General features: G+C 40.9%; 30 protein-coding genes. 12 read left to right on the top strand and 18 right to left on the bottom strand.

What is annotated here, in order from left to right; all coding sequences use genetic code 11:
- The first annotated feature begins 404 nt into the window (after positions 1-404).
- The 5 genes from thyA (at position 405) to msrA (ending at position 4,184) form a co-directional block, all read left to right on the top strand.
- A complete protein-coding gene (thyA, locus tag MST16_RS02380) occupies positions 405-1,247 on the top strand; it encodes a thymidylate synthase (RefSeq protein WP_078189681.1) in 843 nt (280 codons plus the stop codon).
- A 99-nt stretch (positions 1,248-1,346) separates the two neighbouring features.
- On the top strand, positions 1,347-1,859 hold the full coding sequence (locus MST16_RS02375) for a dihydrofolate reductase (RefSeq protein ID WP_180010197.1): 513 nt from the start codon (positions 1,347-1,349) through the stop codon (positions 1,857-1,859).
- A gap of 27 nt (positions 1,860-1,886) precedes the next feature.
- Positions 1,887-2,957, top strand: a complete 1,071-nt coding sequence (locus tag MST16_RS02370; protein WP_180010196.1) for a DUF4105 domain-containing protein — start codon at positions 1,887-1,889, stop codon at positions 2,955-2,957.
- 84 nt (positions 2,958-3,041) lie between these two features.
- Positions 3,042-3,500: an META domain-containing protein gene (locus MST16_RS02365; protein WP_168377884.1), complete on the top strand. Its 459-nt coding sequence runs from the start codon at positions 3,042-3,044 to the stop codon at positions 3,498-3,500.
- 159 nt (positions 3,501-3,659) lie between these two features.
- Positions 3,660-4,184, top strand: a complete 525-nt coding sequence (msrA, locus tag MST16_RS02360) for a peptide-methionine (S)-S-oxide reductase MsrA (protein ID WP_180010195.1) — start codon at positions 3,660-3,662, stop codon at positions 4,182-4,184.
- Between the two features lie 86 nt (positions 4,185-4,270).
- Here msrA and MST16_RS02355 read toward each other — a convergent pair whose 3' ends face one another.
- The 5 genes from MST16_RS02355 to MST16_RS02335 all read right to left on the bottom strand — a co-directional run bounded on the left by MST16_RS02355 (position 4,271) and on the right by MST16_RS02335 (position 7,951).
- Positions 4,271-4,675, bottom strand: coding sequence for a biopolymer transporter ExbD (locus MST16_RS02355; protein ID WP_078189686.1), 405 nt, complete (start codon positions 4,673-4,675; stop codon positions 4,271-4,273).
- Positions 4,675-5,298, bottom strand: a complete 624-nt coding sequence (locus MST16_RS02350) for a MotA/TolQ/ExbB proton channel family protein (protein ID WP_078192725.1) — start codon at positions 5,296-5,298, stop codon at positions 4,675-4,677. The genes MST16_RS02355 and MST16_RS02350 overlap by 1 nt, the downstream gene beginning before the upstream one ends.
- A 30-nt stretch (positions 5,299-5,328) precedes the next feature.
- Positions 5,329-6,093: a TonB family protein gene (locus MST16_RS02345; RefSeq protein ID WP_180010194.1), complete on the bottom strand. Its 765-nt coding sequence runs from the start codon at positions 6,091-6,093 to the stop codon at positions 5,329-5,331.
- A 210-nt stretch (positions 6,094-6,303) separates the two neighbouring features.
- Complete coding sequence (gene purU / locus MST16_RS02340) at positions 6,304-7,170, bottom strand: formyltetrahydrofolate deformylase (protein ID WP_180010193.1); 867 nt, start codon at positions 7,168-7,170, stop codon at positions 6,304-6,306.
- A gap of 79 nt (positions 7,171-7,249) precedes the next feature.
- Positions 7,250-7,951 carry a TetR/AcrR family transcriptional regulator gene (locus MST16_RS02335; RefSeq protein ID WP_180004567.1) on the bottom strand — a complete coding sequence of 234 codons (702 nt, stop codon included), beginning with the start codon at positions 7,949-7,951 and terminating at the stop codon, positions 7,250-7,252.
- A gap of 116 nt (positions 7,952-8,067) precedes the next feature.
- Between MST16_RS02335 and MST16_RS02330 the strand changes: the two genes are divergently transcribed.
- The 5 genes from MST16_RS02330 (at position 8,068) to MST16_RS02310 (ending at position 12,370) form a co-directional block, all read left to right on the top strand.
- Positions 8,068-9,516, top strand: coding sequence for a coniferyl aldehyde dehydrogenase (locus MST16_RS02330; protein WP_180007171.1), 1,449 nt, complete (start codon positions 8,068-8,070; stop codon positions 9,514-9,516).
- A 162-nt stretch (positions 9,517-9,678) separates the two neighbouring features.
- Positions 9,679-9,915 (top strand): 50S ribosomal protein L28, encoded by a 237-nt coding sequence (gene rpmB / locus MST16_RS02325; RefSeq protein ID WP_000048256.1) that lies wholly within the window; start codon positions 9,679-9,681, stop codon positions 9,913-9,915.
- 12 nt (positions 9,916-9,927) lie between these two features.
- Positions 9,928-10,083, top strand: a complete 156-nt coding sequence (gene rpmG, locus MST16_RS02320; protein WP_001205031.1) for a 50S ribosomal protein L33 — start codon at positions 9,928-9,930, stop codon at positions 10,081-10,083.
- Between the two features lie 141 nt (positions 10,084-10,224).
- A complete protein-coding gene (locus tag MST16_RS02315; protein ID WP_180048845.1) occupies positions 10,225-11,943 on the top strand; it encodes a cation:proton antiporter in 1,719 nt (572 codons plus the stop codon).
- Between the two features lie 184 nt (positions 11,944-12,127).
- Positions 12,128-12,370 carry a hypothetical protein gene (locus tag MST16_RS02310; RefSeq protein ID WP_180010191.1) on the top strand — a complete coding sequence of 81 codons (243 nt, stop codon included), beginning with the start codon at positions 12,128-12,130 and terminating at the stop codon, positions 12,368-12,370.
- A gap of 78 nt (positions 12,371-12,448) precedes the next feature.
- On the opposite strand, the gene MST16_RS02305 is transcribed toward MST16_RS02310, so the two are convergent.
- From MST16_RS02305 to MST16_RS02285, 5 genes are all read right to left on the bottom strand, one after another.
- The gene (locus tag MST16_RS02305; protein ID WP_078192732.1) at positions 12,449-12,727 is read right to left on the bottom strand and encodes a hypothetical protein; all 279 of its coding nucleotides are present in this window, start codon (positions 12,725-12,727) and stop codon (positions 12,449-12,451) included.
- 105 nt (positions 12,728-12,832) lie between these two features.
- Positions 12,833-13,336: a DUF6586 family protein gene (locus tag MST16_RS02300; protein ID WP_180010190.1), complete on the bottom strand. Its 504-nt coding sequence runs from the start codon at positions 13,334-13,336 to the stop codon at positions 12,833-12,835.
- A gap of 75 nt (positions 13,337-13,411) precedes the next feature.
- A complete protein-coding gene (locus MST16_RS02295) occupies positions 13,412-13,774 on the bottom strand; it encodes an ASCH domain-containing protein (RefSeq protein WP_180010189.1) in 363 nt (120 codons plus the stop codon).
- Positions 13,775-13,816: 42 nt separating this feature from the next.
- Positions 13,817-14,068 (bottom strand): RNA-binding protein, encoded by a 252-nt coding sequence (locus MST16_RS02290; protein ID WP_078189697.1) that lies wholly within the window; start codon positions 14,066-14,068, stop codon positions 13,817-13,819.
- A gap of 86 nt (positions 14,069-14,154) precedes the next feature.
- Positions 14,155-16,143: an ATP-dependent helicase gene (locus MST16_RS02285; protein ID WP_180010188.1), complete on the bottom strand. Its 1,989-nt coding sequence runs from the start codon at positions 16,141-16,143 to the stop codon at positions 14,155-14,157.
- Positions 16,144-16,240: 97 nt separating this feature from the next.
- Between MST16_RS02285 and MST16_RS02280 the strand changes: the two genes are divergently transcribed.
- Positions 16,241-16,624: a hypothetical protein gene (locus MST16_RS02280; protein ID WP_180010187.1), complete on the top strand. Its 384-nt coding sequence runs from the start codon at positions 16,241-16,243 to the stop codon at positions 16,622-16,624.
- A 65-nt stretch (positions 16,625-16,689) separates the two neighbouring features.
- Here the strand turns inward: MST16_RS02280 and MST16_RS02275 are convergent, their stop codons facing one another.
- The gene (locus MST16_RS02275) at positions 16,690-17,820 is read right to left on the bottom strand and encodes a glycerate kinase (RefSeq protein WP_180010186.1); all 1,131 of its coding nucleotides are present in this window, start codon (positions 17,818-17,820) and stop codon (positions 16,690-16,692) included.
- A gap of 83 nt (positions 17,821-17,903) precedes the next feature.
- On the opposite strand from MST16_RS02275, the gene MST16_RS02270 reads away from it, so the two are divergent.
- The gene (locus MST16_RS02270; RefSeq protein ID WP_180005282.1) at positions 17,904-18,353 is read left to right on the top strand and encodes a carboxymuconolactone decarboxylase family protein; all 450 of its coding nucleotides are present in this window, start codon (positions 17,904-17,906) and stop codon (positions 18,351-18,353) included.
- A gap of 78 nt (positions 18,354-18,431) precedes the next feature.
- Here MST16_RS02270 and MST16_RS02265 read toward each other — a convergent pair whose 3' ends face one another.
- The 7 genes from MST16_RS02265 to MST16_RS02235 all read right to left on the bottom strand — a co-directional run bounded on the left by MST16_RS02265 (position 18,432) and on the right by MST16_RS02235 (position 25,985).
- Positions 18,432-19,004, bottom strand: a complete 573-nt coding sequence (locus MST16_RS02265) for an HdeD family acid-resistance protein (protein WP_180010185.1) — start codon at positions 19,002-19,004, stop codon at positions 18,432-18,434.
- 126 nt (positions 19,005-19,130) lie between these two features.
- A complete protein-coding gene (locus MST16_RS02260) occupies positions 19,131-19,889 on the bottom strand; it encodes a hypothetical protein (protein ID WP_180010184.1) in 759 nt (252 codons plus the stop codon).
- Position 19,890: 1 nt separating this feature from the next.
- On the bottom strand, positions 19,891-20,694 hold the full coding sequence (locus MST16_RS02255; protein WP_180010183.1) for an NYN domain-containing protein: 804 nt from the start codon (positions 20,692-20,694) through the stop codon (positions 19,891-19,893).
- A gap of 91 nt (positions 20,695-20,785) precedes the next feature.
- On the bottom strand, positions 20,786-23,428 hold the full coding sequence (topA, locus tag MST16_RS02250; protein WP_078192741.1) for a type I DNA topoisomerase: 2,643 nt from the start codon (positions 23,426-23,428) through the stop codon (positions 20,786-20,788).
- 38 nt (positions 23,429-23,466) lie between these two features.
- Entirely contained in the window at positions 23,467-23,916 is a 450-nt protein-coding gene (locus MST16_RS02245) for a hypothetical protein (RefSeq protein WP_078189705.1), read from the bottom strand.
- A gap of 61 nt (positions 23,917-23,977) precedes the next feature.
- Complete coding sequence (locus tag MST16_RS02240; protein ID WP_180062921.1) at positions 23,978-24,958, bottom strand: PIN domain-containing protein; 981 nt, start codon at positions 24,956-24,958, stop codon at positions 23,978-23,980.
- A 25-nt stretch (positions 24,959-24,983) separates the two neighbouring features.
- A complete protein-coding gene (locus MST16_RS02235) occupies positions 24,984-25,985 on the bottom strand; it encodes a hypothetical protein (RefSeq protein ID WP_180010181.1) in 1,002 nt (333 codons plus the stop codon).
- Positions 25,986-26,086: the final 101 nt, after the last annotated feature.

Here is a 26,086-nt window from a genome sequence, read left to right as displayed (position 1 = left end):
TATTTTTGATATCAAACTCTTAATCAAAAATAGCAGCCCAAAACCACCTCTTTAAAATGAGAAAAATCACGTGTATTTTTTTAATCAAACTTATCTGTATTTTTTTCAACGCTGCGAATGTAACATCGCTCAATATATAAACAATAGAGCTTAAGTTTTCTAATTTCATTCTTGATTTAACAGATATATTGTCTCGTTAACACTTGATGTAATTGTTATAAATAGGCGTCTTCAGCCCAGACAACTCAGCGCTTGTTGCCTGCAAAATTTGGTCATCACCCAATAAACACCGTATGTTTTGGATTTTTTAAACCTGACTATATTCAAGCGCCCATCACAGTTCCTTCCACACGCAAAACAAGCTAATATGTGCCACAAGAAATTTAGCAAATTATGAGAGAGACATGCGCCAGTATTTAGACCTTTTACAACACATTCTCGACAACGGCGGCGACAAGGGCGACCGTACGGGTACGGGAACACGTTCTGTATTTGGTCATCAAATGCGCTTCGATCTTTCTCAAGGTTTCCCTTTACTCACCACCAAGAAAGTTCATTTCCGCTCTATCGTGATTGAACTGTTGTGGTTCCTTAAAGGCGATACCAATGTTCAATATTTGCAAGACAACAAAGTCTCGATTTGGGATGAATGGTCTACAGCAGAACAAACTGCGCGTTTTGGTCGTCCTGCTGGCGAATTAGGTCCTGTTTACGGTCATCAATGGCGTAATTTCGGTGCAACCAAAAAAGCCGATGGCCTATATGAACAAGATGGTTTTGACCAAATTAAATGGTTGGTCAATGAAATCAAAACCAATCCTAACTCTCGTCGTCTAATCGTGTCGGGTTGGAACCCAAATGAGGCAGGTAATGTTGCATTGCCACCATGCCATACCTTGTTCCAATTTTTTGTCCAAAACGGAAAATTATCCTGCCAATTATATCAACGCAGTGCTGACGTTTTTTTGGGTGTGCCGTTTAACATTGCCAGCTATGCCCTGTTAACACACATGATTGCGCAAGTTTGTGGTCTAGGTGTAGGCGACTTCGTTTGGACCGGTGGGGATACACATTTATATGCCAACCATTTCGAACAAGCGCAGTTGCAATTGACACGTGAACCAATGGGTCTGTGCCAATTAAAACTCAATCCTGAAATTACCGATCTTTTCGATTTTAAATTTGAAGATATTGAAATCGTAGGTTATGAATCACATCCTGCGATTAAAGCCCCTGTTGCGGTTTAATTTCAGAAATCCCAAGTGAAAAGCAAAATCCCGCTTTACCTCAAGCGGGATTTTGCATTCTAATAGACGACAAATAATTCGGCTATTTGAGTTCAAACTATGGCATTTCAAAATTTAGAAATCGTGCACGTTGTCGCTATGGATCAGCAGCGCTGCATTGGTAAAGGTAATGATTTGCCGTGGCATATTTCTGCCGATTTACAGCACTTTAAAGCCATCACCCAAGGCGGTGTGGTGGTCATGGGACGCAAAACCTTAGAGTCTATGGGACGTACCCTACCGAAGCGTGTCAATTGGGTCATTACACGAGATAACACTTGGTCATTTGAAGGTACTAAAGTCGCATATAGTATCGATGAGGCGTTAACGCAAGCAGTTGCTGATGTCGCAAGTTCCGAAAAACCAACGAGTTTGTTTATTATTGGTGGTGGTGAAATTTTTAAGCAAACCATCGGCATCGCAGACCGTTTAGAACTCACGCATGTTGAACTGGATGTTCAAGGTGATGCGCATTATCCTGAAATTCCTGCGGACTTTCAAAAAGTGGCGTCAGAACAACATATCGACGACAAAACTGGGATTGCTTTTGAGTTCGCAACTTACCGAAAATAAAGAAAAATCTTAAGCTAAAAGAAAAATATGCAACAGAGTGACCAACAAGCAATGTTCAAAAAAATAGGGCGAAGTATTCTTCATGCTCTATTTAGTGTGTTTGTCCTCTGTTCTTCGATTTGGCTCTGTGCCGCCTTGTGGATACAGCAACCGGCAGGCTGGTTAGGCAGCCGCATTATCATTGGAATCTGGATTGCTTTTGCCCTGAGCATTTTAGGCATCTATATTACCCAACACTTTTTTAGCCGTCGTAAAGATGTCTTGATTTATATTGTGGGCTTTATCTGTGGTCTATTTTGGTATTTTGGCATGGAAGCGCATCAAGATCGTGAATGGAATCCTGAAGTAGCTGAAATTCTACATTATGAAAAGCAAGGTAATCTCGTCACCTTACACAATGTGCGTAATTTCGACTGGCATACCGATGGTAGCTTTACCCCGCGTTGGGAAACTCGCCAATATGACCTGAGTCAAATCAATGGCGTCAACATCATTACCTCGTATTGGATGGGGCCGCAAATTGCCCATACACTGGTCACTTTTGATTTTGCTGACCGACCACCGCTGACGTTTTCGATTGAAATTCGCAAAGAGAAAAACGAAGAATTCTCTGCGATTGGTGGTTTTTTCCGTAAATATGAACTGAGCCTCATTGCATCAGATGAAAAAGATATTATCTATACCCGCAGCAATACACGCGGAGAACAGGTCTATTTCTTCCCCGTAAACATGCCAAAATCTGAAATGCAGGCGCTGTTTATTGAATATCTACATAAAGCCGATGAACTGCAGACTCAACCCAAATGGTACAACACACTCACTAGTAATTGTACAACACTGGTGTTTGACATGATTCAAGCGGTTTCCAAACATCAACTTCCAACCGATTACCGCTTATTTGCATCCGGTTATTTGCCGAATTATTTGCACGACCTCCATGCCATAGACCAAAATTGGGATATGAAAACATGGTATCAAAAAGCCCATGTTAACCCCCGCGTCTCTCAAATTAAGCAACTGAGCAGTGAACAATATTCGAAGTTAATCCGACAAGGTTTGCCGCATTCACAGTCTAATCCAAGCGCCAATCAATTGTAATTCTTAAATATTGATACAAATATGGCTAGCTTATCTGTGCGATATTTGCTTAGATAATTGAAATGCTTCCACGGGGAAATTCCGATGCTAAAACAAATATTTGTTGCTGCAACTTTGGTTTCAACTTTAGTGGTGACAGGCTGTGAAAGCATGCCTGCACAAGACAACACCATAACTGAAAATTTAAACCTATTACAAAATCGTACTTGGATTGCCACTCAGATTGGCAATACCCCAATTAAAACAGCACCCAATGCGCATAATATTCCAAGCATTCAATTCGATGCGGCTTCAAAACGTGTCTCAGGTGCAGACGGCTGTAATCGTATAATGGGCGGCTATAACGCCGGCAAAGACACTATAACGTTTGGCCCGATTGCAGCGACACAAATGGCTTGTCTCAATAACAATGGGCTAGACCGACAGTACCATGCAGCACTCGAAAAGGTAACGCATTATCAAGTTTTTGGAAAAACCTTGAAATTGCTAGACCGTCATGGCAATTTATTAATTCAATATGAAAGCGCCGTTCAACCGCGTTAAATCATTTTAAAAGTCTGCTTCGGCAGACTTTTTTATTCACTGTTCAGTCATGCCAGAGACATTTAATGCACATAAACTTGTGATTAGTATACAGACGTACATTGCAGTTTTTAGCTATAACCCCATATTAAACATCAGGGAACAAGATAGGATTTCACTATGCAACAAGCGGTATTTGGTGGTGGATGCTTTTGGTGTGTAGAAGCAGTTTTTCTACAACTTCAGGGCGTGCAAACAGTTGTCAGTGGTTATGCAGGGGGAATTACTCAGCATCCGAGCTATGAGCAAATTTGTGAGGGAAATACCCAACATGCAGAAGTCATTCAGATCAATTTTGATGACAGCCAAATCAGTTTTAGCCAATTGCTGGATGTATTTTTCGCAACCCACGATCCCACTACGCTGAACCGTCAAGGCAATGATGTCGGTACACAGTATCGCTCAGTGATTTTCTATCAAGACGAATCACAAAAGCAAATCGCTGAACAACGTATTGAAGAATTAAAAGCTGAAGGCATCAATATCGTGACTGAACTCAGTCCAATGCCGACCTTCTACCCTGCCGAAGAATATCATCAGAACTTCTTTGCGCGTAACCCAAACCAAGGTTATTGTAATTTTTCAATACCACCTAAACTCATGAAATTACGTAGCAAATTTCAAGACCTACTCAAATCTGAGTGATCTATTTGTACGACATTTTTTCAAAATAGAGACATAAAAAAAAGCGACATTTCAGTCGCTTTTTTTTAGCTATCTTTGCTCAGTGCTTAGTTATCACTGGCAAAGGCGATATCGCTGAGTCCGGCTCCACTCGCACGCGACATCACTTGCGCAACTGTGTCATAACGTGATTCTTTATCGGCTTTTAAGACCAATGCAGGTTTACGCTCTTGCTGACCAGCTGTATTTAGACGACTTTCTAAATCTTCGAGCGTCACAATATCACCATTCCAAGCGATATCACCCGCTGAGTTAATACTGATGGTTACGCTTTCAGGCGGCAGATCAATCACTTCTGCAGTCGTTTGTGGCAAGGTTAATGGAATTGATGGGTTGGCAACAGTCGCAGTCACCAAGAAGATGATCATCAATACCAACATAATATCGATGAGCGGAATGAGGTTCATCTCATTCATGCCAGCATCGTTGTCTTCACCCAATTGAAAAGCCATTAAGCTTGACCTCCAGCTAAACTTTGCTGTGCAGTTTTCACGTCTTCTTTCTTCGCTGCAGATTCTTGTTGCAACATAGTATCAATCAATAAACCATGCGCTTGATCTTGCAATTCATTCGACAGTGTACGGTTAAAACGAACACAGATGTTATAAGCCAATACCGCAGGAATCGCCACAGCCAAACCAAGACCGGTCATGATCAAAGCTTCACCGACTGGAGTTGCCACTTGCGCTAAACCCGCTTGACCGCTTTTACCCACTGCTACAAGGGCATGGAAAATACCCCACACTGTACCGAACAAACCTACGAACGGTGCAATTGAAGCAATCGTACCCAATACAGATACGCCTTTTTCAGCATTAGCTTTTTCTACCGAAATTTGACGTAGTAATGCTTGTTCAGCCACAGCCTTACGTTGTTCAAAAGCCAAAGGAGCAAATTTCGCTTTCAGTTTGCTTAGTGCATCTGCAAGGTGGTTATACGCCACTTGTTTGAGCTGACGTGTGCCCATAATACGAAGAACGAAGATCGTCCAAGTCGCAATCGACATTGCAAGTAACACGAAATACAGTGTTTTGCTGACTGCATCTGCATGTTGCCAATAAACTGAAAAGTTCATATTCGAACTCCTAATGGGTTAGCCGGAATCTTAATTAAGTTTAAAGTTAAATGGTTGATCAACTCGCGTCGGAGTTGCCACACCATTATCAATATATTTGGATAAACGCGCACGCTTCACTGCTGCAGTCACTTTACGGTTCACAGCAGCGCCACAAGTCGAGTTTTTAATCGTTGCTGATTCGACTTTACCTTCAGCACTTGCTGCAATCGCAACTTCAACTGTACACGACGCTTTTAATTCACCATCTTCAAATTGAACATTAGGTTTCTTAATCCAACTGACACCATTACCGATGCTGACTATTTTAGGTGTCGGTGGCGCAGGTGGTGCTGGAGGCGCAGGTGGTGGTGCAACAGGTGCCGGAGGTGTTGGTTCAACACGAACGACTTTCGTTTCAGAAACCACAGTTGAAACAACAGGTGTTGGTGGTACGTTTTTGACCGCTTCAACAGTTGGTTTCGGCGCATCTTTCTTTTTCACCTGTTCCACTTTTTCCACTTTCTTCGGTGGAGGTGGTAACGGCTTATCTACAATTTTAACTTCTTTTGGCTTTGGTGGCTCTTTCTTCGGTTCTGGTTTTGGCTTCGGAGGTTCAGGTTTTTTCTCTTCAACAATCTTCACAAAACGAACTTTAATCGGATCTTTTTCAATCGGTTTAAGTTCTGGTGCTTTCATATTGCTGACCGCCCACAATACTCCCATATGCCCTACCACAACAGCGAGAAGCGCAGTAATGATTTTCTTTTTCATCGGGTTAGGTGATTGCATCATTGGAGCGGGAGATTGACTCATTAAACTCAGTTACCTTGAAGAAGCGATTGCATTTATTTTGTCAAAAATACAATCATGCTCATCGGTTAGCACAATTAAAGTACGGCAATAATAAATGAGAAGTGTTTTCATTTGCAACTATTAATTCGTCAGATTTAATGACTTTTTTTAATCATAATATAAAAAAGGCATACCTAAAGTATGCCCTTTTATTCAAAAATTCATCTCGTTTTATTGAAATACAACAGTTTTATTACCATCGACAATAATACGATCTTCAAGATGCCATTTGACTGCACGTGCGAGTACATTACGCTCTACGTCCTGACCTAACTCGCGCAATTGTTCAACGGTAAAGTCGTGACTTACACGCTCTACGTCTTGCTCAATAATCGGACCTTGGTCAAGATCAGCAGTGACATAGTGCGCTGTCGCACCAATCAACTTCACACCTTTTTCATGCGCTTGTTTATATGGGTTCGCACCAACAAAGGCTGGGAGGAATGAATGGTGAATGTTGATCACTTTCATTTCCCATTTTTGAACAAATTCTTCGTCTAAAATTTGCATATAACGAGCAAGAACGAGTAAATCATTGTCTTGCATCAACTGATCAATTTGCTCATAAGCTTCACGTTTGTTTTCTTTATTCACAGGAACAACTTCAAACGGAATACCGAAATTTTCTACAGATTCACGTAAAGCATCGTGGTTAGACACGACTTTGGTGATTTCACATGGCAAACCACCACGTGCATGACGCCACAACAGCTCAAGCAATGCATGGTCAACTTTAGACACCAAGATACCGACTTTCTTCACATCACTGACTAAAGCTAAACGCCAGTGCATGTTGTAACGCTCAGCAACATTGCTCGCAAATGTTTGAGTTAGACTTTCTTTACGGCTTTGTAAATTGTCCAATTCAAACTCAACACGCATGAAGTATCGCCCCCCTTGAGCTTCAGTCGCGTATTGATCAAGTGCGGTAATATTTGCTCCCTGATGATACAAAAAGCTCGATACAGCTTGCACAATCCCTGGTTTATCTTCACAGGTAATGAGTAAGCGTGCTGTGTTAGCGGTCGACATATTCATGTTGGTTTATATCACTAATCAGTTAAATTGAAAAAAGAGCCGAGTATTCTAACGCTTTTTAAAGCCAGACTAAATAGTCTTATTCAGTAACCTGATGCTTTACGTTTGAAAGACTTGCAAATAAGTCCGACGGCCCTAAAGTTTCGAGCAATCGCTCATAGGTTTCACGGCTTTCACCACGTAGATATGCACCTTCTAAGAACACCATTTGTCGTAGTGCTTGCCACACCCACTTTTCTTCCAAAGTGTTTGAGTCAGTAATATGGCCAGACATATAAAGGAAGTTGGTCCAGTTGGTCAGCACGATCCACAAGTTAATGGTTAAGGCCTCAATTTCAGAATCGGTCATCTGCATTAAGCCTGCGTCAACAAAGGCACGATAAATTTTCTGCCCTTGTTGCATGACTTGACCGGCAAAACGTGGATACATTTTGCGGAAATCTTCATTATTTTCGACCAAGTGATAAACATCACGATGTAAAAAGCGATAAGCCCATAATTGGCTACTTAACACTTGGAAATAGCGAATTTTATCATTGGCATCAAGCTGACGATCATCAGGAAGCGCTAACATTTCTAGCGTTTCATGCTGATATTGCTCCATTAATTCCTTAATAATTTCACTTTTATTTCGGAAATGGTAATACAAGTTACCTGGGCTCATTCCCAGTTCAGCAGCAATATGATTGGTTGTCACTGAACGCTCGCTACGCTCATTAAACAACTGCAAACTCAGCTGCAAAATACGTTCTTTCGTTTTTAAGGTTTTGGTGTGAGACATCCTAAAACAACCATTTATTTCAAAGCATTAGAACACTAACACATAAAGTAACTTGACTATTTAGAGTATTTACTCTAAAAATTAATTAATCGCTAATTTGGATATGGTCGTGCGACATGAATAGTCAGACAAAAACAACTTCAATGACACCACATTCTTTTGATCACCAGCATCTCAACAATATGTTGGAACAGCAGAAACAAGCGTATTTACGTTACCCATTGCCTACAGCGAAGGAACGTATTGATCGTTTGGCTCGGCTTAAGCGTATCTTAGTTAAGTATCAAGATCAATTTGCTGATGCAATTAATCAAGACTATGGTAACCGTTCTATTGGTGAAACCAAGATTGGTGAGTTACTTACATGTCTTGAACACATTAAATATTATAGCAAGCATTTGACAGACTGGATGAAACCATCCAAACGCCATGTCGGAATTATTCACCAACCTGCAAAAGCATGGGTGCAATATCAACCACTTGGTGTCGTCGGCATTATTACGCCATGGAACTACCCACTGCTTCTTTCTATAGGCCCACTGATTTGTGCTTTGGCTGCGGGCAACCATGCCATGATCAAAATTTCGAGTGCCTCTGCGGCATTCGGTGATGTGCTAGAAAAAGCTCTCGCAGAAGCATTTCCTCAAGAATTGGTCGCAGTCGTCAACGGTGGTGGCCCAATTTCAGATGCGTTTAGTCACCTTGCCTTCGACAAAATGATTTTTACTGGCTCGACCAATGTCGGTAAAACCGTCATGGCGGCAGCGTCTGAAAACTTAGTTCCGGTGATTTTAGAATTAGGCGGAAAGTCACCTGTATTGGTTCATCCGTCTATTGACCTTGCAGATGTCGCACAGCGTCTTGCTGTTGGTAAACTTTGGAATGCAGGTCAAACTTGTGTTGCACCTGACTATGTGTTCTTACCTCGTGGTAAAACAGCTGAATTTTTAGATCACTATAAAGTGTGCGTTGAAGCCATGTACCCAAGTATTGCCCAAAATCAGGACTACACCTCGATTATTAATGACAAGCAGTACAACCGCCTACAAGGTTATTTAGAAGATGCGCGTGATCAAGGCGCACAAATCATCAGTTTTAACCCACAAAATGAAGATGTGGACGCTGTACGTAAAATTGCACCGACTGTTTTAACGGGTGTCACTCCAGACATGCAAATTATGCAGCATGAAATCTTCGGTCCGATCCTTCCGATCATGGAATATGATCAAATTGACGAGGTTATTGCTTTTATTAATAGCCGTCCTCGTCCACTTGCTTTATACTATTTCGACTTTGATCAGGCACGTGCCGACTATGTCGCAACACGTACCCATTCAGGACATTTCGGACAAAACACGGTATTAACCCATGTTGCTCAAGATGACCTGCCGTTTGGCGGTGTGGGGGCTTCGGGTATGGGGAAATATCATGGTCCAGAAGGTTTCTTCAGTTTGTCGCATGAACGCTCGGTGATGTCGAATCCAAAACTCTATAGTTTGAAATTCATTCTTCCACCGTTCAATAAGCCGATCCACAAACTGATTTCGAAGACACTTCTTCGATAAACGATCAAGGCATGAACGATCACACTAGGTGATCGTTCGTTTTATGCAAAATCGCTTGTCTTTTAAGCGCATTTTTGATATAAAACGCCCCTTGAATGAATTCAATGTTTTTTTTGACTGGCCATACAGATTTGCTGTTGGCTAAATCAATGGAGTTACACCATGTCTAAGGTTTGCCAAGTTACCGGCAAGCGTCCAGTCGTTGGTAACAACGTCTCACACGCCAACAACAAAACTAAACGCCGGTTCGAGCCGAACCTGCATCACCACCGTTTTTGGTTAGAAAGCGAAAAACGTTTCGTACGTCTTCGTCTAACTACTAAAGGTATGCGTATTATCGACAAATTGGGCATCGAAAAGGTTGTTGCTGACCTACGTGCTCAAGGTCAAAAGATCTAAGGAGCTACGAACATGCGTGATAAAATTCGCCTAGTTTCTTCTGCTGGTACAGGTTATTTCTACACTACCACTAAGAACAAACGTACTATGCCGGAAAAAATGGAAATCAAAAAATTTGATCCAAAAATCCGTCAACACGTAATCTTCAAAGAAGCTAAAATCAAATAATTTTAGTTTTTTGAAAAAAACGACCTACTTAGGTCGTTTTTTTTTGCATTTTTTTTATTCGAATTGCTAAACTTTCAAAATGCTTTTGGCACTTTTTGTGCTTGTCTTTTTTACCCTTAACTTAGGCTTAAGGAGTTTTTAGTGCCTCATGATGTAGAACTCATAATATTACTTGCTGTTGGCTTTGGTTTTGCCTTAATTTTTGGCTATATTGCTGCACGCCTGCGACTTCCTCCCCTTATCGGCTATCTGATTGCCGGTATTATTATTAGCCCAAACACACCTGGGGTAGTTGGCGATATCCATCTCGCTAACCAATTGGCCGAACTCGGTGTGATGTTTCTGATGTTTGGCGTGGGTATGCACTTTTCACTCAATGATTTGATGCAAGTCCGTCGTATTGCCCTCCCCGGTGCCATTTTACAAATTGCAGTGGCGACCTTACTCGGTATGGGAATTTCCATGCTTTGGGGCTGGAGCATGGGTTCAGCTTTAGTGTTTGGCTTAAGTTTGTCGTGTGCAAGTACTGTCGTTCTACTCAAAGCCTTAGGTGATCGAGGCTTGCTCAACTCCGTCAATGGTAAAATTGCTGTGGGTTGGCTCTTGGTTGAAGACTTGGTGATGGTTCTGGTCCTGGTCCTTCTGCCTGCGACTGCCGTACTGCTTGGCGGTCAACCGCTCACATCAGGCAGTGCCGATGAAAATATTTGGCTGACCTTAGGTCTAACTTTACTCAAAGTTGCTGGCTTTATTGCCTTCATGCTGATCATTGGTAAACGCTTAGTGCCAATGATTATGCAAGTGGTTGCACGCTTAGGCTCACGTGAATTATTCACGCTCACCGTGGTTGCAGCAGCCGTATCTATTGCCTTTGGTGCCTACAAGGTATTTGGTGTATCCATGGCACTGGGCGCATTTTTTGCCGGTATGGTGGTCAAAGAGTCTGACTTTAGTCACCGTGCAGAAGAAGAAACTCTTCCGCTTCGTGAAATTTTTTCGATTCTGTTTTTCGTCTCCGTCGGCATGCTGTTTGATCCACGGATCTTGATTGAACAACCACTTCATGTCTTAGCAGTAGTCGGCATTATCATGATTGGTAAGACCATCGCTGCAATGGCGTTGGTGTTGTTCTTCCGCTACCCCATCAATACCGCATTAACCGTTGGGGCAAGCTTGGCGCAAATTGGTGAGTTCTCATTTATTTTGGCGACCTTGGGTGTATCTCTAAACCTCCTTTCTATGGAAGGACAAAATCTGATACTGGCAGGTGCTTTAATCTCGATTACGCTGAATTCATTTGTATTTTCTGCCATCGAGCCTATGCAGCGACTCATCCGTGAGCGCTCGAATTTGGCTCGTTTACTGGAACGTAGTAGTGACCCATTGGCCATGTTGCCGGATGAGGTCTCACAGGATTATCTACGTGATCAGGTGGTGCTGATTGGTCATGGTGAAGTCGGTCGTCGTATTACCCGCGAATTAATGAATGAAAACATTAAAGTGGTTATTGCTGAAGAAAACCGTGAAATCGTGGAAAACTTACGGGAAAAAGGCATCGCTGCGGTATCTGGTGTGGCAACAGAACCCGGCGTTTTAATTCAAGCCCATATTCAACACGCACGCCTTTTGGTCATTTCACCTATGGATATTTTAGATATTCATAAAATTGTCGACATTGCAAAAATGCTGAATCCATCCATCCAAGTATTGGTGTGTGCGGAAAGCAAAGAAGAAGCTGAAGTCATTCGTCGCGACAATGTCGGTGAGGTTTATTATGCCAAAGAGGAAATGGCGAAAAATATGAGCAATCATATTTTAAATCAAATCCAAATTGCCCATCACCAAACACCGACACACTAAGATGTCAAATTAAGTGCTTAAAGGTGATACCAAAAAGGCGATGCATTTAAGCATCGCCTTTTTTTAATGGATATAATTCATTAATTTTAAAATTACAAATAATTGAATTTAAAAAACATATTGATAAAATAAGCATCAAACGAAGCATCATTTTTAAAAACTTCAAACAAGAAACGAGAAAAACATGTACATCCTCTATTTAGGCCTTGCCATTATTTTGATTGGCGGTCTGGGCTTTCTCATCGCTGCATTTAAAACCAGTATTTTATGGGGACTGGGCTGTCTATTGTTTTATCCCATTTCCATCGTCTTTCTGATTCTGTATTGGCAAGATGCCAAAAATCCTTTTTTTTTACAGCTCATCGGGGTCTTTATTGTATTTTTAGGTTCGATACTGATCTCACCTGCTGAACTGAGCAAAGTCTAAGTGCCATTTTGAGTATAAAAAAACGCACCAAAAGGTGCGTTTTCATCAACATGATCCACAAAATCAGCAGCTATATGATTAGCTCATATATTTTGGCTTTTCATCGACCACTTCGGCATGCCATTCATCCACTTGTTTTTCTAACAAACCAAACAATGCAGCCTGAATCATTTGCTGAGCGATCACACTCATTTGATCGCCCAAAATATTGCGTAATTCTTCATTGAATTGGATAGTCACCAAAGGCTCTTTTTCTGAGCCTGCATTACGCAATGCCAACTCACCACCTTCCAATTGAACCAGCTCTAAAATTGCTTCCTGGTTCCCAAAGAGTTCTTTCAACTGTTCTATAGACATATATCCCTCCATGCGCAACATGGTGATAAAGGCATCTGCACTTTGTATTACTTAGATAATCTTATATCGGGTTAAATAAATTTATTTCAAGTAGCAATAGTCCGATTAGAATTCCACCATCTCGTTACGAAATCCATCAATCAATTGGGTTAGATCACGATGCCATTCACGCAAAATAGCGGTATCTGGCAACCATGCTTGCGGTGTTTGAGTGACTTTAATAATTAAATTTGAAGACGTTTCATCTTCTGGCTCTGGTGCAGACGGTTCAGGTGCATACTGACACATACGATGTGCGCGTTTCAGCTCTGCAATAAAACCCTGCTTTGCCAATTGCTGCATAACAGTCACTTCAGGTGATACCTGACCTTTTTCAGCCATCAGCGTTTCAATCGACTTTAACGTGGGCGCAGGATCATTTAAACGATAGTAACGCACCAACTCTTGTAAAAACGCAAGTACTGCACCATGCAAATGAAAAACTGCTGCTTCGCGATAAGCCTGAGCTTGTTGAACATGATCAGTCTGCTCGGCTTGCTGACATGCAAGACGGCTAAAATATAACTTTTGATTGGTACGATCAGCATGAAAGCGAGCAACACGAGACATGAACAATTCCCTAAATTTTGGCATTTTTCTACATGAATAAGCTTAAACGGATTTTTAGGAAATTCACAATAAATATTATGGATGATCGATTTCAATTAAATAAATGTCACGCTTGGCAGGAACAGGCATATCCCAATGGATCATCCTGATATTTTCTAGACGCCAAGCCCAATATCCTGCTGCCCAATATGTCGCCTGCGCTTGCTCTATCTCATTTTCAGTCCATGCATGAACGTCATACACATCGACCATCGCCACCGCACGTCCAAAATCTTCTTCTCCGCTTTCATGTAAGTAGCGTTGATTTTCCACGATCACTAAATCTTTTAAAGGCAAATGTTCGGGCTGCCATGAGCGGACTTCAAGCGTTTTAAGCCCACACGCAATGTTCGAACCAGATGGCGCAACAATAGACAAAGCCGAGTAGCGTTTTTTCATAGATCACCGATAAAAAAAGGAGCGTTACGCTCCTTTTTAAATTTATGCTTTAGGCTTATCTTCAGCCGCTTTTACGCGAATACCCGCACCTTTGACTTTCAAAGTATTCAGGCCTTTAATCGCTTTTACAGCTTCACGACCATTTGGCATTTCGACAAAACCAAACCCTTTCGATTTACCTGTGCTTGCATCCATAACAACAACAGCAGACTCTACTGCGCCAAATGGTTTAAACAGCTCAACCAATTCAGCTTCAGTAACTGAACGCTCTAAGTTACGTACTAAAATTTTCATTCAATCTTCCAAATAGACAGCATCATCAAAAAGCATTTGTCTATTTTGCTTTTTAACTTGCGTGTAAATCACGTCAAAAATCTATTTTAATCGAGATCGATACCAAAATCTAAATTAATCGATTTTCTTTCGATTAAGGCACTTTTTACAGTCTGTTGACGGGTTTTATAGTGTGTTTCCAAACTACATAAATTGCGAGTTAAATCATTCATAAAGTAACTTTCTACTTTACGCCCTTGCTCATCCACAGTTTCACGTGCCCAGTGGTTCAAGTTTTGCTTAGTCAAAATCAGTTCATTTTGCGCACGTGTCAGCGCCACATATAACACACGACGCTCTTCTTCCACTTCATCGAAATTACCTTGAGCACGTGCATGTGGATATTGCCCTGGCGTGACATTCGCCACATAACAGACTTTTTGCTCCGTTCCTTTTGCCGAATGAATGGTAATTAGCGTCACGACATCACTGTCAGATTGGCGTTCAATTTCAGAAATGGAAACTGGGTCAAGCACGTATTCTTCTAAGAATTCACTCAACTGGGTATGTTTTGATGCCAGTTGTTTCACCAGATCAAAATCACCGATACGGCGGTTCCAATCTTTTTTATAGTTTTCTTCCAGCTGCTCAGAAATCGCTTGAACAGCCAAGCTTACGCATTCTTTGACCTGATCTTTCAACACCGACATTTGCTTCATCATCAGAATCGCTTGGTCAGGCACTTTGCCAAATTTTTCCAACTTGGTTGCAATGGCTTGCATTTCTGGCTCAAGTAAAATCTGCTGCGATAACTTACTCGCACCGACATCACCCACACCATTCCACAAGGTTAAAAAGCGCATCCACGCGATATCATCTAAAGGATTGGCCACTACACGCAGTACACTGAGCAAATCTTTGACATGGGCTGTTTCAAGTAATTTCATGCCGCCGATAAAGCGATATGGCACGTTTGCGGCAATACAGGCTGCTTCAATATGACGAGCAGCAAAGCTTGAACGCACAAGCACCATATGATCCGACCATTTGCTGCCTTCGAGGTAATGACGCTCTTTGATGTCGATGGCAATCCATTTGGCTTCATCAAACTCATTCGGGAAAATATGCATTTTTGGCTTAATCCCTTCACCACGATAGGCATCTAAGCGTTTGTCATATTTAATTTCACTTTCATCCAACAACCAATTTGACAAGTCTAAAATTTCTTGGGTTGAACGATAATTTTGTTCGAGTTTGAAAATCTGTGCGTCGGGTACACGCTCTTTAAAATGGTGAATATTTTCAAAATCTGCACCTCGGAAGCCGTAAATGGACTGCGCATCATCGCCGACACAGAACAAACTGACACGTTCTTTTAGTGGCTCAAGTAACGCCCATTGCAGCGGATTGGTATCCTGCATTTCATCAACCAACATGTGGCGACAAATCGAAGCGACATAATCGACCAATCCATCTGATTCCGCCAAGGCTTTCGCCACAATCGCCAAGATATCGTCATAATCTAAAAAACTACGCGCACGTTTACGGGCTTCGTATTCTTTCATGATATCCGCGATTTGATCTTTCAACGCAAAGTACTCAGGCATTTGCTTTTCCATAGCAATGCTGAGTTTTTGGCGCGTATTCCGCGCAAAGGAATACAGATCACAGAGTTCTTTCGGCTTGGGCAAGTGATTGGGGTTTTTCTTATCATCACGACCACGAATCAGGCGGAACATCATGAGTTGATCATCACGATCAATAATCGAAAACTGTTCTAGGCCAAAGGCATTTGGAATACGGCGCAATAGGTACATACAAAAAGTATGAAAGGTTGATGCACGTAACCCTTTGGCTTGCTCACCTAGAGCCAACTCCACACGAGCGACAATTTCACTGGCCGCACGGCGAGTAAAAGTCAAAATTTGAATTTGATTGGCAGGCACGCCTTGATCAATTAAATAAGCTGCACGCGCTACGATGGTTTTGGTTTTACCACAACCTGCTCCTGCCAAAACCAAGCTATGCTGTGCTTCTGTTGTTGCGGCTTGTTTTTGTTGAGGATTTAATTCATCAATCAGGTTGGCTAAACTCATATGTACTCATCATTTCATGGATAGGTATAGTTTAGCAGATTGAAAAAAAATACATGCTAATGTAGGATCAAAATTAAAACTAGAAAACGATAAGTTTATGAAAAATTTTAAGCTAATTAACCATTTCCTTCAGCCAGTTTTATTACTCATAATATTTACAAATCATCCAACTTATGCAAAAAAATTGACTCAAACTGAATTTGATCAGTTGATAAATAAAAATAATCAGAAAGGAATTCAACTCCATGATGAGTTAGCTGTAGCTCTAATTTCTGGCAATCATAAACTTATATCCGATAATTTATGTGCAACTTATAAAATGAGTAAAGCACAATATGAAATTGCTTCAGAGAATTCTGAATTATTAAAAGCAAAGCCAGCAAAAGAAAATGCGATAGAAAATATAAAAAACATTGAAAATATAATTCCAAAAAATCAAAAACCAATGGAAAAATATTGCAAAAATTTTCAACAAAATTAATCTTATTTTCCAACTATGATTATCTTAAAACTCGCTAGATGCATTCATAAGTTTTACCTTGATTTTTATTTCAAACATCTCATCACATTTCGACAGCAATGTTCCAAATTTAGTTCCGCATTTTTTAATGCATCTTTCAACTTATAATCTGGTGGATTAATCCCAACAATCTGTGTGAAACCTAAATCATAGAGTTCTGCTATCCCCTCACCCACTAGACCAGTAAAGGCGATCACAGGTTTATTATACTTTTTTGCAACTTGCGCCACACCAAATGGTGTTTTACCTAACTTGGTTTGATGATCAATTTTCCCCTCACCAGTGAGCACATAGTCTGCCTGTGCTATTTTTTCATTCAACTGACTTTGTTCAATGACCAATTCCACACCTGATTGCATCGATGCACCTGCAAAAGCCATCAACCCAAAACCTAATCCACCTGCAGCACCTGCACCTGCGACATCACGTAAAGTACAAACCAGTGTCGCTTCAACCACATCGGCATAATGACTGAGGTTCTGATCTAACTGACGCACCATCTCCTGCGTTGCGCCTTTTTGCGGGCCAAAGATATGGGTTGCACCATTTTCACCACATAGTGGATTAATGACGTCGCTGGCAATGATAATTTCTGTATGCGCTAAACGTGAGTCGAGCTGCGTCAAATCAAGACTGTTAATTTGATCGAGACAACTACCACAAACTGCTATTTCCAAGCCATTTTCATCTAAAAATTGTGCCCCCAAGGCCTGCGCCATACCTGCACCGCCATCATTGGTCACACTCCCGCCCAAGCCAATGATAATTTTACTTACTCCAAAGTCTAGAGCAGCCTGGATCATTTCGCCCGTACCATAAGTTGACGTCAGTAATGGATTTCGCTGAGCCATATCGACAAGATGAATTCCATTGGCTTTTGCCATTTCAATCACTGCGGTTTTTCCACCGTCGATCAAACCGAAATATGTCGTCACAGCTTGATTGGGCAAAGGACCTGTAAGCGCTATCGTCACTTTTTGACCGTCGCAAGCACTGAGCAACGCATCTACAGTTCCCTCACCGCCATCTGCCATTGGCACAGCGATGACATTTGCATCTGGTATGAGCTTTAAAATTGCACGCTGCATCGCGTCACAGGCTTGTTGAGCACTCATACTTTCTTTAAATGAATCGGGCGCAAGAACAAAAGTGGTCATCTAAATGCTCAAAATAAAACTTGTCCTCAACCATAACGGTTTTAAAATAGCAGGTATATCTAAAAACATCAGAAAGGTTCGAAATGTCACGAATCAACCTAGGTCAGTCTGCACCTGAACTGTATAAAAAAGTTGCAGAACTTGATGCACTGGCTATGCAAAAAATAAATGAGTCTGGCCTAAGTGAAGGTTTAGCCCATTTACTGAAATTACGTGCATCCCAAATCAACGAATGTGCATTCTGTATTCGCATGCATGCGCAAGATGCACTTAAAACAGGTGAAAGTATTGAACGCATTAGCCTACTCAATGCATGGCGTGAAACTGCGTACTACGATGAAAAAGAACGTGCGGCTTTAAGCTTGATCGAAGCAATTACATTGATTGCCGAAGGCCAAGTTCCCGATGCAGTTTATGAAGATGCTCTACCCTTTTTAACGGATGATCAAATCAGTGCAATTGAATGGCTCGCAATTGTCATTAACACATGGAATCGTATCGCCATTAGTAGCCGCTATAGCGTGAAACCTTAACGGGTTGTACACATTAAAAGTGAATAAAAAAAAGAGTGCCTCAGCACTCTTTTTTTATTTATCAGATCCGCAAGCAGTTTACTGCTCTGCCGAGCTTTTCGGTACTTCACGTCGAATATAAGAAGCCAAAGTAAGGTAGTTGACCCCTTGGAATAAAATATCAACCGCCAAGAATAATCCTAATACCCAAAATGGTGCATCAGGTGACATCAAAATGATCACACCCGTAATCAAGGTCAATAGACCTGAAAATAGTGTCCATCCCCAACCTTGAAATGCTCGAAATAACACAGCATTAAAGATACGAATGACCCCTGCAATGATCAAAATAATCGCCAATAAATTGGTTAGGACAATGGCCGTTTTGACAGGCGTTGAAAATGCATAATAGCCTGCGACCAAATACAGCACACCAAATAGTGCCCAGAACCAGCGGTAACCGCCTTCAAAAATTTTAAATGCTGCAATGAAATGGATTACGCCACCTAACATCATCAGCACACCAAAAATATAAATCACCGTAAGTGTCGCAAATGGCAAAGCTGCCAAAAGGACCAATCCGAAGACCACCAATAAAGCACCTAAACCGAGATACCACTTACGGTTTTCATGGAGCTGACTGCGAATTAAATCGTTGCCTACTGTTCTCATGTTTTTTCTCAAGTTATTCGTTATTCAATGGATTATGCAACTTCATGATGAAGAAAAATGAAAGAAAAGTCCAAATCTTATCCACACTGCCAATTGAAACTGTGGATAAAATACGCTTTATCCACATTATTTGTTCCATCCCACTTCAATCGCTGTGACGTCATTCACCACAGTATCAGCTAAATCTTCAGGCATTTTACTTTGCGTCTGTGAGGTAGGAATATGCCCTGCCATTAATTCAGCTTTGCTTTGTGGAAACAAAGGCTGCCGCTGGGGCTCTGCATAACCGACAGGGAAGATTGGCTGACCTGTGGCCAAATCATACTTATCCGTTGCACCAAAAGCGTGTAATAACTCATGGGCTAAAACGATTTTATTCTGCGCAGTCTGTTTATTCGATGCAAATAAATTCACCGATCCAATTCGACCATTTTCCAAAGCTGTGGAATGTTTAAGTTCTTTGGTTTGAGTCGGATCGTAATAATTTAAAAATAGCGTCACACTCGAAACACCATCTACATTTTCATGCTGCTGCCAAGCATAGTAGCGGAATTTCAAACTCCATAAGATAACGTCCAACATGCCAGCATCATTGGGTACTTTGGGAGGTAAAACTTTCAGCTCACGACCTAACTTAAAATACACATAAGTCGGTTGTCCTCGGTATTTCTGTGCCGTCGTTTGTAAATATTGTTGAACATCGTTTAAATCATTGACAGAAAGCTGCTGTATATAAGCTTGTGTGCTCTCTCGACCATCTGCATTAATTGGATGTAACAATACAAAGATCGGTTTACTCCAGTCTTGATTTTTGTCTTTATAGGCATTGACTGCGACAACCAATAAAATCAACAATAAGCACAGTACCCGAATTTTTTTCCACATTTTAAATCATACTCTGCTTTTTTATCTTTCTTAAATACATTTGACTCATTTCTATTTTTGTTTCAAACAAATTTAGCGTTTTAATCAGTCCAGATAATTTTGCTCGACCGTAGTTTCTAGAATCAAAGTCAGGTTTGACTGCGCTGATATATTGCCCAACCATACTTAAATTGGCCCATCCATTTTCATCCGCATTATCTTTCACAGCTTTATAAATCAAATTTAATGTGGGTTTATCAATGATTTCAGTGATTGTATTCTCTTTAATCTGCACAGATGGCTTTGGTTCACTTACTTTTGTATTTTCAATGACTTCTTTAATTGGTGAAACAATAAGATCTTCTTCAGTATTTTTTAGCTCATTATCTTGCAGTAAGTTTTCAACATAAATAAATTTATCACATGCTTTTTTAAATGCCTCTGGCGTCGACTTTTTTCCAAAACCGTAAACACTTAGCCCATTTTCACGAATTCTAGATGCTAAAGGGGTAAAATCACTGTCGCTTGAAACAATACAAAAGCCATCCAATGCACCTGCATACAGCAAATCCATCGCATCAATGATCAAAATCATATCCGTTGCATCTTTGCCCTTTGTGTAAGCAAACTGCTGAACAGGTGTGATGGCATGTGGAAGTAAGACTTCACGCCAATTTTTTAAGGTTTCGCTGCTCCAATCTCCATAAACTCGTTTAACACTTGCGATTCCATATTTTGCAACTTCTTCCAACACAGATGGAATAGCATTGATCGATGAGTTATCCGCATCTATGAGTACAGCAAACTTTTTCGTTTGAATTTCCACTATTCCCCCCAATCATTTTTATCATTTAAATTTTGATTAATTCTGACATAAAAAATGCCGACCGAAGTCAGCACTTTATTGGTTTTAAAGCTTAAGCCTCAACCCACTTACCGTCTTGGTACACCAAAGACCATTTGGTTTGTTTGCCTTCAGCATTTTCAGAACCAATATATTGCGCTTGGTTTTTACGGCTGAATTTTACTAATGTTGGGTTTCCTTCAGGATCGACATCTGGTGCTTGTAAGATGAACTGATATTTCGCATCCAACTGATCTGCGACAGAACGTAGTTCCGCGACTTTAGGCGCACGAGTTTCACGTACTTTCGGGAACTTACTTGCAGCTAAGAATAAACCTGCTGCGCCATCACGAAGGACAAAGAAGTCATCATGTTTGGTTGAGCGTAAGTGTTCCATTTTAATTGGATCTACACGTGGAGGTGCAGGCTGACCGCTCTTCAACACTTTACGTGTATTGTCACAGCTATTACATGCAAAGTAAGGACCGAAACGGCCTGTCTTCAATTGCATTTCGCCATCACATTTGTCGCACGGAATGGTTGGGCCATCATAACCTTTGATTTTGAACTCACCTTCTTCAAGCTCAAAACCAGCGCAGTCTGGGTTATTACCACAGATATGCAACTTACGCCCACCATCAATCACATAGCTATCCATGGCTGTTTCACAGATTGGACAACGTTTTTTCGACATCAAATCTGCTGTTTCTGCCGAGTCATCGTCAGACAGTGCAGCCAATGATTCTACAGGTGTCAGGTTTAAAGTTCCCTTACAACGCTCTTTTGGCGGTAAGTTATAACCTGAACAACCCAAGAACACGCCTGTAGTCCCTGTACGAATCTGCATCGGACGATCACATTCTTTACAGTGCACCGCATCCACTTCTACAGGTAAATTACGGCGCATGCCATTTTCACCCTGAGCTGTGGTTAAACGTGTTTTAAAATCACCGTAGAAGCTATTGAGTAACTCTTTCCAGTTACGATCACCATCAGCGACTTTATCCAGCTGACCTTCAAGATCTGCCGTGAATGCATAGTTCATCAAGTTATTAAAGTTTTCATCGAGACGGTCTGTCACGATTTCACCCATTTTCTCGGCGAACAAACGACGGTTATCAAGCTTCACATAACCACGGTCTTGAATGGTTGAGATAATCGCAGCATACGTCGATGGACGACCAATCCCTTTTTTCTCAAGCTCTTTGACCAATGATGCTTCAGTGAAGCGCGCAGGTGGTTTAGTAAAGTGCTGCGATGGATCTAATTTTTCAAGTTTCAGTACTTCACCGACTTTTACAGCAGGTAACAGTACATCATCATCCGATTTGTTTTGGCCACGCACTTTAGTGAAACCATCAAAGACCAATGTACGGCCTTTGGCTTTGAGTTCGACGCCATTGGCATTAACTAAAATCGTTGATGATAAATATTCTGCAGGGGTCATTTGACATGCAACGAACTGACGCCAGATCAGGTCATAAAGACGCTGTGCATCACGCTCTACACCCACCAAACTATCGCCTTTTAGCGCGACATTTGATGGACGAATCGCTTCATGGGCTTCTTGCGCACCAGCTTTATTGCCGTAGCGATTTGGTTTAGCCGGTAAATATTTTTGACCAAACTCAGTTTCAATATGACCACGAACCATATTTACAGCGTCATCACTCAAGAATGTTGAGTCTGTACGCATGTAGGTAATAAAGCCGGCTTCATATAACCGCTGTGCCAACATCATGGTTTTCTTCACAGAAAAACCTAAACGTGTACTTGCTGCTTGTTGCAATGTAGACGTGATGTAAGGCGCGCTTGGATTAACCTTGGTTGGTTTGTCTTCACGTGCTGAAACTGTGTAGTCGGCATCTTTAATCAGGTTCAGTAAAGCATCCGTTTCAGCTTTATTGTGCAGTTTTAAAGTCTTGCCATTTTGCTTCACCGCTTCTAAGCGGATATCGTCTTTCTTCGACTTGGTATCTGCAAAAACTTGCCAAAATTCTTCTGGAACGAAGGCACGAATTTCACGTTCACGCTCAACCACAAGTTTAACAGCCACAGATTGCACACGACCTGCCGATAAACCACGGGCGATTTTTTCCCATAAGAGTGGCGAGATCATAAAGCCCACAATACGGTCGAGGAAACGACGGGCTTGCTGAGCATTGACTTTATCTGTATCCAGGCGAGAAGGATGTTTAAACGCTTCTTGGATGGCATTTTTGGTAATTTCGTTGAACACCACACGTTGATAACGTGAGTCGTCACCGCCAATCACTTCTTTTAAATGCCAAGCAATTGCTTCTCCTTCCCTATCCATATCCGTTGCGAGATAGACCTCGTCAACTTGCGATGCAAGCTTTTTCAGTTCCGCAACAACATGTTCTTTACCCGGTAGGACTTCGTACTGTGCCTTCCAGTCATTTTCAGGGTCTACACCCATACGATTAACCAAAGCTTTTTGTGCTTTTTTGGCTTTTTCAGCTTCAGTTAATTTTGCACGAGTTACTGGCTTTTTCTCTGCTGTTTTACTCGAGCCGCCTGTAGGTAAATCACGGACATGACCCACCGATGATTTCACGATGTAATCAGAGCCCAAATATTTATTGATTGTTTTCGCTTTTGCAGGCGATTCCACAATCACTAACGCACGCTTTTTCCCAGCATCGGCAGATTTTGCTGTGGTACTTTTAGATGTGGACCGAGGAGCGTTCGCCATAGTTAACCATCATTCCTGTTTAATAGGTTTTTTAAAATTTAAAGTTCAGCCAATGAATGTAAAAATGCTTTCATATCATCAAGCTGTGTGGCTCTTAAGTCAGATTCTTCGTTCCAATAGAGTCCTACACAGTTTGCCTGCATATCAATAGCATAAATGCCCTTTAATGTAATGGCTAAATCCTTGAACTTGTCATCACCATGCACCAGTTCAAGTTTGTCATCGACCACTAAAGCACGCATTAAAGGCAAACGCGCATCTGGAATCAGCACACTGTAATACGCCACCATACTGGCACGCTTTTCAGATGCCATTGGAATCTTGGTCCAAGCAGGTGCAGCCACTAAACGTGGGTGCAGCCCCATCTTACGCGCCTTCTCGCGCATAATGCCCAAGGCTTTTTCTCTAGGATTTACTCGAAGTCCAAAAATCGACCCAAGTACAAAGACCACAATAAAAACGGTAACCCAGATTCCAGTATTTTCCATAGCACAACCTTTATATTCCTTTATTAGAGTTGCATAAGCGCAATATAAAACGCAAGCATGCTTAATGAATAATATTAGTTAGCAATATCGGGTTATAACTAACTTGCCGTTTACTATTAACCTCTATCAATCTATATTTCCTCAATAATTCTAATGAGTTAATAACATCATCTTCAGGCAAACATCTCTTTAAAATACTAGTAAAACCACTTAAAGATTTAGGAGGAGTATGGTTATTTACATCCATATGAGCGAGTAATTTATTTCTTATCTCAATCAATTTTTGCTCAATAGTTTCAGCAGTTTCAGCAGTTTCAGCAGTTTCAGCAGTTTCAGCAGTTTCAGCAGTTTCAGCAGTTTCAGCAGTTTCAGCAGTTTCAGCAGTTTCAGCAGTTTCAGCAGTTTGTTTATTTGATTTCAAAAACTTCTGCAAACTTGGATCTTGATAATATATTTTACTATTATCCAAGCGGATAATTTTGTGTTTTTTTAATAACTCAACTAAAACCTTGGCAACATCATCACTCACTTTAAGTATAGCTTTAAGTGAGTTTAATAAACTTTCTAACTTTGCAGGTCTAGCTGCATTTTTTGTTAAATATTCACAATATTGAAAAATTAGCTCACCCACATTTTGCTCAGCTTTCACTTCGTTAATTACATGAGCAGAAACTAGCGGCTTTTCATGAATAATTTTAGCTTCAAATTTAGCTATTTTTAATAAATCAACAACATACCCCATGGAATGATCATTAGACATAACATCAAAACTAAATTCCTTAGCCGAAACTTGTGTAGAAAGTTGGCCTGCAATAAATGTTAGTCCAAAATCAGCTGCATCCTTCCCAATCTTTGGCATTTTTAATACTTTTAGTTTGCCATTCATAATAAATGGAGAGAGCTTAACCAAACCATCCAAGCTAAAACTTATTGGAGACTTGGCGTAAACTAAATAAATAGATGAGTATTGCTTTAAATAAGTTAGCAACTCATTTTCAGTTTTATGCAAATTTTCAATATCAAGTAATAATATTTTTTTCATAGCTCACCCATTTAATTATTTTATATTAATTCAGGAACATCTCGTGGCTATATAGCACTTCGTGACCATTCCAATAGATATATCCTTTTTCGATCAACTCTTTAAGTAATAATCGAACGTCAGATTGCGGGAACATTTGCTCCAATAAATCACGTAAGGCGTAGATATCTTTTGGTTTATCTGATTTTAATTCATGCAATTTTCGGATCACTTCCATTTGCACCGGGTCAATTTTATTGAAATTTTTAAATAAGCCTTGCTGTGCAGCCTGAATCATCGACGCCGTATCATCAGTATTTGAGGTTTGTTCTTCGAGTGAAGCAGTAAATGCATTCAGGTCTGTTTTTATCGGCAATGCTGTTTCAGCAGTCGTATTTAAATCTAGCTGTACCCATTGTTTGAGTACTTTTTTTCGAATCGAAATTTGCTCATCAAAGCGTTTGACGATTTTTAGATTGATCAACATACCGACCAAATGCTGAGCTTTTTCGCTAGAGACTTGCAAAATATTCATCAGCGAGTTTTTCAGTTTATCCAAACTGTTGGGCTTGCCACTGAGTTTTTCCAGACCATCACAATAGTGTTTAATCAGTAATAAATCAGGTTTATTCCGAATGGTTTCTAGGTCAGGAATCTTATACTTCACTTTATGTGAAACTTCTTGTTCTGACTGAATTTGAATGAGATGTGCACTGAGTCCAGAGCCATCCAATTGTTCCATCAGTAATGCAATATCAGGCATTGCTGAAATGACTTCAATATGCGCATCTGGATCCATCAAGGCCATCAGTTGCCCCACAATCACCGCATATTCAAATTCTTTTTGCGGCGTTTCTGGAATATCCAAAACCACCAATTGACCACTCGCGATCCACCCTGCAATTTCAGTCAAATCTTCAAGTGCATATTCAAATTTTCCGCTGCAGCTAAACACATACAAAGTACTGTAATGTTCAATGATATTGCGCAATAGATTTGCTGTGGGCGGGTTATTTTCCAAATCTAGCAGGACAACTTTTTGACTCATGAGATGAAATAATGGGTTTCGATCAGCAGATGCGGTGCATTAGACCTGTCACGCTGCAAAAGGTCAAATAAATTTACACCAATCCACAGCTTTGGCGCTGA

Origin of the sequence: Acinetobacter sp. YH16040_T, from assembly GCF_024605785.1 — a bacterium.
Lineage (GTDB): Bacteria > Pseudomonadota > Gammaproteobacteria > Pseudomonadales > Moraxellaceae > Acinetobacter > Acinetobacter amyesii.
The sequence above is the reverse complement of the archived record's forward strand: the minus strand, read 5'-3'. Positions and strand labels throughout refer to the sequence as shown.

Bases quoted from the DNA above. Each gene is read 5' to 3' on its own strand.
- MST16_RS02345 (WP_180010194.1), bottom strand. From the start codon at position 6,093: ATGAGTCAATCTCCCGCTCCAATGATGCAATCACCTAACCCGATGAAA.
- MST16_RS02355 (WP_078189686.1), bottom strand. From the start codon at position 4,675: ATGGCTTTTCAATTGGGTGAAGACAACGATGCTGGCATGAATGAGATG.
- MST16_RS02245 (WP_078189705.1), bottom strand. From the start codon at position 23,916: ATGGAAAATACTGGAATCTGGGTTACCGTTTTTATTGTGGTCTTTGTA.
- MST16_RS02350 (WP_078192725.1), bottom strand. From the start codon at position 5,298: ATGAACTTTTCAGTTTATTGGCAACATGCAGATGCAGTCAGCAAAACA.
- purU (WP_180010193.1), bottom strand. From the start codon at position 7,170: ATGAATATGTCGACCGCTAACACAGCACGCTTACTCATTACCTGTGAA.
- topA (WP_078192741.1), bottom strand. From the start codon at position 23,428: ATGGCGAACGCTCCTCGGTCCACATCTAAAAGTACCACAGCAAAATCT.
- MST16_RS02275 (WP_180010186.1), bottom strand. From the start codon at position 17,820: ATGACCACTTTTGTTCTTGCGCCCGATTCATTTAAAGAAAGTATGAGT.
- MST16_RS02375 (WP_180010197.1), top strand. From the start codon at position 1,347: ATGGCATTTCAAAATTTAGAAATCGTGCACGTTGTCGCTATGGATCAG.
- MST16_RS02370 (WP_180010196.1), top strand. From the start codon at position 1,887: ATGCAACAGAGTGACCAACAAGCAATGTTCAAAAAAATAGGGCGAAGT.
- msrA (WP_180010195.1), top strand. From the start codon at position 3,660: ATGCAACAAGCGGTATTTGGTGGTGGATGCTTTTGGTGTGTAGAAGCA.
- MST16_RS02365 (WP_168377884.1), top strand. From the start codon at position 3,042: ATGCTAAAACAAATATTTGTTGCTGCAACTTTGGTTTCAACTTTAGTG.
- MST16_RS02335 (WP_180004567.1), bottom strand. From the start codon at position 7,951: ATGTCTCACACCAAAACCTTAAAAACGAAAGAACGTATTTTGCAGCTG.
- MST16_RS02310 (WP_180010191.1), top strand. From the start codon at position 12,128: ATGTACATCCTCTATTTAGGCCTTGCCATTATTTTGATTGGCGGTCTG.
- MST16_RS02240 (WP_180062921.1), bottom strand. From the start codon at position 24,958: ATGAAAAAAATATTATTACTTGATATTGAAAATTTGCATAAAACTGAA.
- MST16_RS02295 (WP_180010189.1), bottom strand. From the start codon at position 13,774: ATGAAAAAACGCTACTCGGCTTTGTCTATTGTTGCGCCATCTGGTTCG.
- MST16_RS02290 (WP_078189697.1), bottom strand. From the start codon at position 14,068: ATGAAAATTTTAGTACGTAACTTAGAGCGTTCAGTTACTGAAGCTGAA.
- MST16_RS02270 (WP_180005282.1), top strand. From the start codon at position 17,904: ATGTCACGAATCAACCTAGGTCAGTCTGCACCTGAACTGTATAAAAAA.
- MST16_RS02235 (WP_180010181.1), bottom strand. From the start codon at position 25,985: ATGAGTCAAAAAGTTGTCCTGCTAGATTTGGAAAATAACCCGCCCACA.
- MST16_RS02260 (WP_180010184.1), bottom strand. From the start codon at position 19,889: ATGTGGAAAAAAATTCGGGTACTGTGCTTATTGTTGATTTTATTGGTT.
- rpmG (WP_001205031.1), top strand. From the start codon at position 9,928: ATGCGTGATAAAATTCGCCTAGTTTCTTCTGCTGGTACAGGTTATTTC.
- thyA (WP_078189681.1), top strand. From the start codon at position 405: ATGCGCCAGTATTTAGACCTTTTACAACACATTCTCGACAACGGCGGC.
- MST16_RS02285 (WP_180010188.1), bottom strand. From the start codon at position 16,143: ATGAGTTTAGCCAACCTGATTGATGAATTAAATCCTCAACAAAAACAA.
- MST16_RS02265 (WP_180010185.1), bottom strand. From the start codon at position 19,004: ATGAGAACAGTAGGCAACGATTTAATTCGCAGTCAGCTCCATGAAAAC.
- MST16_RS02305 (WP_078192732.1), bottom strand. From the start codon at position 12,727: ATGTCTATAGAACAGTTGAAAGAACTCTTTGGGAACCAGGAAGCAATT.
- rpmB (WP_000048256.1), top strand. From the start codon at position 9,679: ATGTCTAAGGTTTGCCAAGTTACCGGCAAGCGTCCAGTCGTTGGTAAC.
- MST16_RS02330 (WP_180007171.1), top strand. From the start codon at position 8,068: ATGAATAGTCAGACAAAAACAACTTCAATGACACCACATTCTTTTGAT.
- MST16_RS02300 (WP_180010190.1), bottom strand. From the start codon at position 13,336: ATGTCTCGTGTTGCTCGCTTTCATGCTGATCGTACCAATCAAAAGTTA.
- MST16_RS02280 (WP_180010187.1), top strand. From the start codon at position 16,241: ATGAAAAATTTTAAGCTAATTAACCATTTCCTTCAGCCAGTTTTATTA.